Genomic DNA, 9,732 nt, shown 5'->3' with positions numbered 1-9,732 from the left:
GGGTAACCCATCACGCACCGATGGCCGTGCACCCTGGCTCGGGGGCACGGCCATCGTCGGGTCGGTGGACTGGCTACTGGCCTTCGGGGAAGCGTTCGATCTGATGCAGGCCAAGCGCCTTGACGGCGAAGGTGTCCTGGACTGCCAGGTACCGCGCAACCTCGGTATCGCTGTCGTTGAAGTGCTGGTGCCACATCCACACCGGGAAGCTGAACATGTCGCCCTCGGCCCAATCGATGCGCTGCTTGTTGACGCCATCCCAGCTGATGATGGTGTGCCCGACGCCACGGACGATGTAGATGACGGCCTCGGTGGTGTGGCGGTGGTTGACCGACTCACCATTCGGCGGTAGCTCGCTGACGTGCGGCTGCAGCCGGATGTCGCCACCGAGCCGGTAGAAGCGCGCCTTGGTGTTGCGGTACTCGCGCGGCGTCAGCTCGGTGGTCTTCAGATCCTTGATGATCACCGCTTCAGTGGGAGGATTCTTCTGGTTCCACTGCTCGCGGTTGGTCATCTCGCTGTTGGCGGTCTCGCTGAGTGCCTGGTCGCGAATCTCGATCTCGTCGATGGACTCGATCCTGGTTTCGGGCATGTTCGCGGTGTCTCCTCCGTAGTACGTATCGACCGGTGCCATGACCGGTTCAATACATGATAATAGATACAATTTGAACGTCAACAGCTTGGAGGCGGATAAGCTCTGTGCTGGATCGAACATCTGACCTCGTGTTTTACGTTCCCCCGACCAAGTGCGACCAGGAGACCTCATGACCGAATCGGCCCGCCAGCCTTGGGAAGCCAGTCTCGTGAGGGATGCCCTGCCGTCAGGAGCAGTACCGACCGCGGCGGTGTGGGTGCCGGTCGGGGGCAGGGCACTGCGCAACTCGCCCGATGATGTCGTCGCCCTGACCGAGGAGCAGGTGCGCAGCCGGCTGCCACAGGGGCAGCAGCTGGTGATGTCTCTGCGGTACGACGACGTCGTCGACCGTGACGACAACGCGCTGACCCGGTTGGTCGAGTCGACCGATGGCGGAGTGATCGTGATCGGCATGACCTATGACCTGCCCAACGAGGTGCGGGTCTTCAATCAGATGTGCCCGGAGTGCGGGTCGACCAAAGCCGAGCTTCTCGGCCCGGCAGATCAGCACGTGGCGGCGGGGCTGCGCGACCGGGTGCGGCTGTACCGTTGCGCGGAATGCGGCACCGCTTGGGATGATTGAGCGCGTCTTCGACACCGTTGGTGCGGGTGGACGCGAGAATCGTTGGGTCCGAAACGCCTTCGAGCTGTTCGCACAGTTCCATCAGCCGCTTCGCTGTCTGTGGGTGAATGTGGCGGCGTTGCCGACCGACAGTCTCCCGCAGGCGGACCGGAAAGCGATGCTTGGTCAGACCGAATCGCACGAAAACGTCGTCGTCGCGCACGCCGCCGTACGGCAGCCAGCTGATCACGAAGGTCAGCAGTTCGTGATCCTCGCGGTCGACCCGCGATCGCCGTTGCTCGTTCACAGGTGAGCCCGGGTGAAGTCGCTCATGCTCGCCGAAACACCACTGCCGGCGCCCACCTTGTCCGCCGCCTCCGCCATCTGCAGCGACGTGGACGTCTGGACCGTGCTACACATGGCGATCACGAACCCCGGTCTGGCCTCGGCCAACAGGCCACGGCCCGGCTCGGAGATCACCTCGACTGCCTGCTCGTCGAAGCCAACCACGACCAGCGCGGCCGCGCGGTCCTGGCAGGCCGGCGACGGGTCGTAGCCGCTCACCCGGAATCCCGCGCCGCGCAGATGCCTTGCCATCGGCAGGCCCATCTTTCCCAAGCCGATCACCGCCACGCCGTCACCGGACGCAATCGGCTCCGCTGGTGTCGTATCCGGGGTCATGTGTTCTCCGATTCCGAATCACATTGTCAGCGTGGGGGTTCCGGCCAGCACACCACGTCCACCAGCGCAGGTTTGCCGGTCTGCACGACGGCGGCGGCACGTTTCAGTGCGGCAGGCAACTCGTCGAGGTCGGTGACGGGGCCTTCAGCGTGCCATCCGAACGACCGGGCCAATGCCGCGAAACCGACCGCTGGGTCGTCGATCGTGGTGCGGATCTCGGCATCGGCACGCGGTGTCGAACCCCGGTCGGCCATCGCGAGCTGATGATTCCAGTCGTTGTTGTAGGCCCGGTTGTTGACCATCACCGTCAGGATCGACACGACCACCACGATCAGCGCATACACCAGCACGCCAGCCGTCACTGCCCAGCGCCAGACCCCGAGGTCGAGTCGTGTTGTGGCCGCTTCCTTTCCGGTGATCGTCGCGTACTGGCCGTTGCGCCGCAGTACCCGGGCGTAGAGGAAGATGCCGATCGAGGTGAGCACCACCAGCAGCACGCTGTACGCCGAGGCGAGCGCGAAGTTCGGCGGTGAGTCCCGCCAGACCACCAATCAGACGGCCACTTGTATCTAAGATCTATGATGTAAAGTACGATAGACCAGGGTGCCGGTGGGCGCTAGGTGGCAAATTCCTACCGCCCCGACTTCCTCCCGAAACCACTGATCAGCAGGAGCGCGGCGATGGGTAACCGACAAATCATCGAGTCCTGGTCGTCGTCCGAGTACGCCGCCAGCTGGCGCTCCGCGGACGGGCTCGCCGCCCTGTTGGAGCTGCCATGGGCGATGGCGACCGAGCTGATCGGCCGCGCCCGAGCGCCTCAATTGATCGTCGATGTCGGCAGCGGGCCTGGCACGTTCCTGGCCACGGTGTTACGGGCCTATCCGGACGCGCGCGGAGTGTGGATCGACGCGTCGCCCGGCATGCGGGAACAGGCGGAGCAACACCTTGCCCCGTTCGCCGATCGGGTCGACTACGTCGTCGACGACGCGGCCAGGCTCGCCGGTATCGAGGCCGCGCAGGGCGCCGACGTCGTGCTCAATTCGCGGGTGGCGCACCACTTCGATCATGCCGGGCTGCTCGCCTTCTACGCCGCGGCGGCCGAGGTGTTACAGCCACACGGGTGGCTGGTCACGCTCGATCACATTCTCCCACCCGGTGATTGGGACCGTCGATACCGCGACGTGTTGCCGGTGTTCGCGGGACCCAAGGCGGGCAAGCCCACCCATCCGCACTATCACCCGTTCCCGTCGATGACTGATCATTTGGCCGCAATGGCACAGGCCGGTCTCAGCGACTGCGACGTCGCGTGGCGTGCGTTCTATACCTGCCTGTACCTCGGCCGCCGGCCGCTACCCGGCACACCTGGCTGAGCGTCGCGGCGGGCGGGCATGCCGCCAATACGGTCGAATTGCAGTACTTCTCACACCGAAAGGGCTAAAGCATTGAGCGTCGACGTTGTCTACACCGCAGAATCCATCGCCACCGGAGGGGGCCGCACCGGTCACGTCCGGTCTTCCGACGGCAAGCTCGACTTCGACACCCAGCCGCCGAAGGAGACGGGCGGCAGTGGTGACGGCGTCAACCCGGAGTTGCTGTTCTCGGCCGGTTACGCCGCCTGCTTTCTCGGCGCCCTGCGCAAGGCGGCCCGCACCGGCGACATTGGCATCGACGAAAAGACCACTGTGACAGCGCAAATTGGGTTCGGTAGGCACTCCGAAGGAGGTTTCGGACTGACGGCGATGCTGCGCGGCCACTTGCCGGGCCTGGACCAGCGCACCGCCGACGAGCTGATGAATCAGGCGCACCAGGTCTGCCCGTACTCCAAGGCGACGCTCGGGAACATCGCCGTGTCGCTGGTGGCCACCGTCTGATCTACGGGGCGAGGGGCCACACCCCGGCATATCGACGTATCCACGGTCTACCTGTGTTGAGTGTCGTCGATCACCTTGTGCTGCCTGCGATTACGGGTCTCGGTGGGTGCGCGGTCCAACCCGGTGAGGCCAATCTGGCACCGGGTATTTCGTAAAGCCGGCTGGCGGTGTACAAACTGCTGCGTGACTAAACTGAATCTTGGATACAAAGCATCGGCGGAGCAGTTCGCCCCGCGTGAACTGGTGGAGTTGGCAGTGCTGGCCGAAGAACACGGGATGGACTCGGCGACGGTGAGCGACCATTTTCAGCCGTGGCGTCATCAGGGTGGGCATGCGCCGTTCTCGCTGGCGTGGATGACGGCGGTCGGTGAGCGTACGAAGCGGTTGATTCTGGGGACCTCGGTATTGACACCGACGTTCCGGTACAACCCGGCAGTGGTGGCGCAGGCATTCGCGACCATGGCCTGCCTGTACCCCGAGCGGGTGTTCCTGGGTGTGGGGACCGGTGAGGCACTCAATGAGATCGCGACGGGATATGCGGGCGAGTGGCCGGATTTCAAGGAGCGGTTCGCCCGGTTGCGGGAGTCCGTGCAACTGATGCGGGAGTTGTGGTTGGGGGACCGGGTCGACTTCGACGGCGCCTACTACCACCTGAAGGGCGCGTCCATCTATGACGTGCCCGCCGGCGGGGTGCCGGTCTACATTGCGGCGGGCGGACCGGTGGTGGCTAAGTACGCAGGGCGCGTCGGGGACGGATTCATCTGCACCTCGGGCAAGGGTGAAGAGCTCTACCAGGACAAACTGATTCCAGCGGTCAAGAAGGGCGCCGAGGTCGCCGGCCGCAACGCCGATGAGGTGGACCGGATGATCGAGATCAAGATCTCCTATGACACCGATCCTGAACTGGCGCTGGAGAACACCCGCTTCTGGGCGCCGTTGTCATTGAGCGCGGAGCAGAAGCACTCGATCGAGGATCCGATCGAGATGGAGAAGGCTGCCGACGCGTTGCCGATCGAGCAGGTCGCCAAGCGCTGGATCGTGTCCTCGGATCCCGACGAGGCGGTGGAGAAGGTCGGCCAGTACGTCACCTGGGGCCTGAATCATCTGGTGTTTCATGCGCCCGGCCACGACCAGCGCCGATTCCTCGAACTCTTCAAGCGCGACCTCGAGCCGCGGCTGCGCAAGCTCGGATAGACCGGCCGACGCCGGTGCGGGGCATCTTGCGCGCTGTACGATGCCATCGTAACTTGTATCTAATATTCTCGATTCATTACTGACGCGTCGCGAAGGACAGAGATGCCACGTACGGAGTTCCACCGCGATCTGCCGGTCAAGTCGACGCCCGCCGACTCGTGGTCGGCGATGGTGGATGTCCCGCGGCTGGTGAGCTGGGTGTCAATCGTCGAGGACGCAGTGGAGATCGAACCGCTGACCAAGTACACCGCCGTCCTGATGGACCGCCTCGGGCCGTTCAAGCTCCGCGCCGATCTCGACGTCACCGTCAGCGAAGTCGACGAGGGCTCCTCGTTGAAAGTGCGTGCACTCGGGGAGGACCGGTCGGTCGGCTCCCGGCTTTTGGTCATCGCGACCATGCAGGTGCGGCCCGAGAGCCACGGCTCGACGATCGTCGTGGACGGGGTGTACGAGGTCACCGGGAAGGCGGCCAGCATGGGCTCGGGAACCATCAACAAGAAGGCCCAGAAGATCCTCGACGAATTCTTCGGTGCGGCCAGTGAAGATCTCGGCGCGGTCTGATGCTGCCGTCCTTTCGGCTGTGCAGGCCCCGCGATCTCGCAGAGGCGATCGACGCGATCAGTGAGGAGAAGGTGCCGTATTGCGGGGGCACCGAGTTGCTGCTGGCGATGCGCGCCGGGCTGCATCGGCCGGAGACGCTTGTCGACATCAAGGGGGTCGTGGAGCTGTCGGGAGTCCGCGTCGAGGGCGGCGCTGTCGTCATCGGCGGCATCGAACGGCACATGGATCTCGCTGTGCACCCAGTGCTGCGCGAGCACCTGCCGATGCTGGCCAAGGTCGAGGGCGGAGTCGGCAACGCCCGGGTGCGCGCACAGGGCTCGATCGGGGGCAATCTGTGCTTCGCCGAACCGAAATCCGATGTCGCGACGGCGCTGGTCGCCTATGGGGCTGAAGTGACGCTGGCCGGTCCCGGTGGGCGTCGCACCGTGCCCGTGGAGGAGTTCGTCGCAGGCCCCTACTTTGCCGACAAGGAGCCTGAAGAACTGTTGGTCGATGTTCGGGTTATGTTGCCGGAGAGTGGAACTCATGCGGTGTATCTGAAGTATCAGGTGACTGAGCGTCCCACTGTCGGTGTCGCGCTGCTGCACGACGCCGCCGGCGGACACTGTCGGCTCGTGGTCGGCGCGGTGGGCGAGGTACAGACCCTGTGGACCTTCGGCGATCCGGGCGAGATAGAGCCTGACTCCATCGCAGCGGAACTCGACCCGACCCCGGACCTGACCGGGTCCGAGCGGTACAAGCGCCACGTTGCGGGAGTGTTCATCCGGCGTGCGATCGACTTGTTGGGTACGGCCGCATGAGTGCCGCCGAACTCGCCATCGTCGAGATCAGCCTGCGTGTCAATGGGACTTCGATCGAGCGGGCGGTCACGCCGCGCACCCTTCTGGCGGATTTCCTGCGCGAAGATCTTGGGCTGACCGGCACCAAGATCAGCTGCGAACTTCAGGTCTGCGGCGTGTGCACGGTTTTGGTCAACGACCGGCCAGTCAGCTCCTGCACGTTCCTCGCCGTCGACGCCGACGGCGCCCACGTGCGCACTGTCGAGGGGCTGGCCGAAAACGGTGAGCCGAACCCGCTGCAGGAAGCGTTCGTTAGCCACCATGCGTTGCAATGCGGTTTCTGCACACCGGGATTCCTGATGATGGCGACCGCGCTGATCGAGTCGGCTGAGGCGGTGGACCGGCACGCTGTCATCGAGCATCTCGAAGGAAACATCTGCCGCTGCACCGGATATCTACCGATCATCGACGCTGTCTGCGAGGTCGCCGCGACGTGCACCCGCCGTCTGGCCGCGACCAACGGGCACGGAACGAGTCACCCATGACCATCGATCTCCCGCCTGGTCAGCCGCACGCGCAGGAGCTGCGTTCTCGGCACGCCGACGAACACAGCACCGTGGGCCGGTCGGTCCGCCGCCGTGACCTGGTCGAAAAGGTCCTTGGCACAGCGCAGTACGCGGTCGATATCACGATGCCCGGCATGCTGCACGCCAAGATCGTGCGGTCAGACCGCGCGCACGCCGAGATCCTGGGCATCGACTCCGACAAGGCACTGGCGCTACCTGATGTGGTCGCGGTCGTAACGGCCTTTGACTTGGAGAAGCTGTTTGCGCGATTCGGCCACATCATCTCCGACCATTTCGTCCTGGCGACCGGAAAGGTGCGGTATTTCGGCGAGCCGGTGGCCATCGTCCTTGCCGAGACCCGTGCGGCGGCCGCCGATGCCGCGGACCTCATCGAGGTGAGCTATGACGAACTGCCGACGGTGATGTCGGCGGCGGAGGCACTCGCCGACGGAGCGCCGCTCGTCCACGAAACGGAGTACGCCGCAACAGCGGACGCCTCGTTCAAGGAGCTGACCGAGACCGAGGGCGGCGAGGAGAAGACGCCCGAGCTGACCAATGTCGCCCACGAGGTCAACATCGGCTGGGGTGACGTCGACGCCGCCTTCGCCGACGCACACCTGATCGTCGAGGGAACCACCCGTTATCCGATGCTCTATGCCTATGCCATGGAGCCCTACAACGCCGTGGCTTCCTACAGTGATGACGGGCTGACGGTCATCACCTCGGCCCAGCACCCGTTCATGGTCCGCGACGATCTGGCGCGGATCTTCGATCTGCCGCTGGCGCGAGTCCGAGTCACGGCGCCCTACCTCGGTGGCGGCTACGGCTCGAAGTCCTATACCAAGGTGGAACCGCTTGTCGCGGTGGCGTCGTGGGCCGTCGGCCGCCCCGTCAAACTGACGCTGACGGTCGACGAGGCGATCTACACCACCAGAGTCGACGATGCGTTGGTAGACGTGCGTAGCGCCTTCGATGCGGAGGGACGAATTCTTGCCCGCGAGTTCGACATCACCATGGACTCTGGTGCCTACGCCGACAACAGTCCGCTCGTGCTCGCCAAGTCGGTGAACCGGTGTTTCGGTCCGTATCGGGTCCCCGCGGTACGGGTCCGCGGTCGATCGATCTACACGAACACCTCGCCGGCGTCGTCCTACCGTGGTTTCGGGGCTCCGCAGGGCAATCTCGCCGGTGAGACCAACATGGACCAGGGGGCCGACGAGCTCGGCATTAGCCGCGCCGATATCCGGCGCAGGAACCTGGTGCGCTTCGGCGAGGAGATCCTGCCCGGCAACCGCGGGATCGACGCCGACCTGCTGGCCGACCTGGAGATGGTCGTGGAGTCGCTCGAGCGCGGGCGCCGCGACATCCCTTACTACGGAATCGGTTTCGGCGCGGCCGCATCGGATGCCGGTGCGTATCCGATCTCCACCGCTCAGGTTCGTGTCGAGACGGACGGATCGGTGATCGTGTTATCCGGCTCCACCGAGATGGGGCAGGGGAGCAAGTCGCTGCTGGCGCAGATCACTGCCGAGGAATTCGGCATCGACATGCGCAAGGTGTCCGTTGTGCAGTCGGACACCGCGGGGTCGGCATATGAACGCACCACGGGTGCGAGCCGCACCACGACGTTGGCCGGTCTTGCGTTACAGCGGGCCTGTGCCGAGGCCAGGCAGAAGCTGCGGACCATGGCGGCGGAGCTGTGGGGCTGTGCACCCGACGAGGTCGCCGACGCCCCCGGCGCGGTGCGCGGACCGGACGGGCAGTCCCTTGACTTCGGCTCGGTGATCCGCAAGTGGTTTGGTGGTTCCGCCGGTGAGGTGACCGGCGTCGGTCTGGTACGGCGCGAGGGTGTGACCAAGGAGATGCCGCCGTTTTGGGAGACCGGCATGGTCGGAGTTGCCGTCGAGGTGGATCCGGACACCGGTTATGTCACCGTCGATCAACTCGTTACCTGCGCCGACGTCGGCTTTGCGATCAACCCGCAGGCGGTCGAGGCGCAGGATCTCGGCGCTGCCACCCAGGGGCTGGGTGCCGCGCTGTTCGAAGAGCTGGTTTACGACGGGCCCCAGCTGGCCAACGCCAACGTCGTCGACTATCGGGTGCCGAGGGCCGGTGATCTGGCCCGGCGGATCGATCTGATGATCGCCGAACGCAGGGACGGCGTCGGGCCGTACGGAGCAAAAGGCGCAGGCGAGGGTCAGCTGAACCCCATCGGCGGGGCGGTGGCATCGGCGATCGCCCAGGCGGTGGGTCGGTGGCCGACTCGGTTGCCATTGACCCCGGAACGGGTGTGGCGGCTGATGAACGATCTGCCGGACGACGACTAACGGCGCTCCAACACGTGCTGAAGGATTCTTGATCTAATATGCAAACTGAGCATTGCGAATTCGTGGCCACAGTCGGGACAAGGCTGTACTGGAGGAAAGAGGCAGGGGGCGATGGCGCGCACGGGTGAGGTCGAGGTCTCCGACAAGGACGCCCAGGTCCTGGTACACATCGCGGATGCGGTCCGCGGCACATTCAAAACTGTCGAGGATATGACCCAGGCGTTCATCCGCGAGGCGATCACCCAGGGGATCTTCCGGCCCGGCCAGCGGCTGAACCTCGATGCGATCGCGCTATCGCTTGGCGTGAGCCGGATGCCGGTGCGGGCGAGCCTGCGGCAGCTCGAGAACGAGGGGCTCGTTCAGATCAATCACTACCGGGGTGCCACGGTCTCGGTGCTGCGACCCGCCGAGATCGCCGAGATCTACGAGCTTCGAGTTCTGCTCGAGTCCTATCTGCTCAGGCTCGCGATCGAGGCGCTCGACGACGAGTTGGTGGACCGGCTCGAAGCGATTGTCGATGAGTTGGAGAAAGCCAACGAGCTCAGCGATCGGCTGGA

General features: G+C 64.9%; 12 protein-coding genes. 9 read left to right on the top strand and 3 right to left on the bottom strand.

The window, feature by feature from the left end:
• Window positions 1–73: 73 nt before the first annotated feature.
• Window positions 74–634, bottom strand: coding sequence for a cupin domain-containing protein (locus tag QOI01_RS31150; RefSeq protein ID WP_526387276.1), 561 nt, complete (start codon window positions 632–634; stop codon window positions 74–76).
• A gap of 130 nt (window positions 635–764) precedes the next feature.
• On the opposite strand from QOI01_RS31150, the gene QOI01_RS31145 reads away from it, so the two are divergent.
• Window positions 765–1,217, top strand: a complete 453-nt coding sequence (locus QOI01_RS31145; protein ID WP_526387274.1) for a hypothetical protein — start codon at window positions 765–767, stop codon at window positions 1,215–1,217.
• 282 nt (window positions 1,218–1,499) lie between these two features.
• Here the strand turns inward: QOI01_RS31145 and QOI01_RS31140 are convergent, their stop codons facing one another.
• On the bottom strand, window positions 1,500–1,877 hold the full coding sequence (locus QOI01_RS31140; protein WP_526387272.1) for an NAD(P)-binding domain-containing protein: 378 nt from the start codon (window positions 1,875–1,877) through the stop codon (window positions 1,500–1,502).
• Between the two features lie 26 nt (window positions 1,878–1,903).
• Complete coding sequence (locus tag QOI01_RS31135) at window positions 1,904–2,425, bottom strand: thiamine pyrophosphate-dependent enzyme (RefSeq protein WP_526387270.1); 522 nt, start codon at window positions 2,423–2,425, stop codon at window positions 1,904–1,906.
• Between the two features lie 132 nt (window positions 2,426–2,557).
• Here QOI01_RS31135 and QOI01_RS31130 point away from each other — a divergent pair, with 132 nt between their 5' ends.
• The 8 genes from QOI01_RS31130 to QOI01_RS31095 all read left to right on the top strand — a co-directional run.
• Complete coding sequence (locus QOI01_RS31130) at window positions 2,558–3,247, top strand: class I SAM-dependent methyltransferase (protein ID WP_526387268.1); 690 nt, start codon at window positions 2,558–2,560, stop codon at window positions 3,245–3,247.
• A 72-nt stretch (window positions 3,248–3,319) separates the two neighbouring features.
• Window positions 3,320–3,748 (top strand): organic hydroperoxide resistance protein, encoded by a 429-nt coding sequence (locus QOI01_RS31125; RefSeq protein WP_526387266.1) that lies wholly within the window; start codon window positions 3,320–3,322, stop codon window positions 3,746–3,748.
• A gap of 183 nt (window positions 3,749–3,931) precedes the next feature.
• Window positions 3,932–4,942: a glucose-6-phosphate dehydrogenase (coenzyme-F420) gene (gene fgd / locus QOI01_RS31120; protein WP_526387264.1), complete on the top strand. Its 1,011-nt coding sequence runs from the start codon at window positions 3,932–3,934 to the stop codon at window positions 4,940–4,942.
• A 102-nt stretch (window positions 4,943–5,044) separates the two neighbouring features.
• Entirely contained in the window at window positions 5,045–5,503 is a 459-nt protein-coding gene (locus QOI01_RS31115; protein WP_526387262.1) for an SRPBCC family protein, read from the top strand.
• Window positions 5,503–6,303 carry an FAD binding domain-containing protein gene (locus QOI01_RS31110; protein ID WP_526387260.1) on the top strand — a complete coding sequence of 267 codons (801 nt, stop codon included), beginning with the start codon at window positions 5,503–5,505 and terminating at the stop codon, window positions 6,301–6,303. The genes QOI01_RS31115 and QOI01_RS31110 overlap by 1 nt, the downstream gene beginning before the upstream one ends.
• On the top strand, window positions 6,300–6,827 hold the full coding sequence (locus QOI01_RS31105; protein WP_526387258.1) for a (2Fe-2S)-binding protein: 528 nt from the start codon (window positions 6,300–6,302) through the stop codon (window positions 6,825–6,827). Before QOI01_RS31110 ends, QOI01_RS31105 begins: the two co-directional genes overlap by 4 nt.
• Window positions 6,824–9,175 (top strand): xanthine dehydrogenase family protein molybdopterin-binding subunit, encoded by a 2,352-nt coding sequence (locus tag QOI01_RS31100; RefSeq protein WP_526387256.1) that lies wholly within the window; start codon window positions 6,824–6,826, stop codon window positions 9,173–9,175. The genes QOI01_RS31105 and QOI01_RS31100 overlap by 4 nt, the downstream gene beginning before the upstream one ends.
• Window positions 9,176–9,286: 111 nt before the next feature.
• A partial coding sequence (locus tag QOI01_RS31095; protein WP_526387254.1) for a GntR family transcriptional regulator occupies window positions 9,287–9,732 on the top strand: 446 nt, incomplete at its 3' end.

This window comes from Mycobacterium sp., from assembly GCF_032162605.1.
In the GTDB taxonomy this organism is placed as follows: Bacteria; Actinomycetota; Actinomycetes; order Mycobacteriales; family Mycobacteriaceae; genus Mycobacterium.
This window is presented reverse-complemented; position numbering and strand designations above follow the sequence as displayed.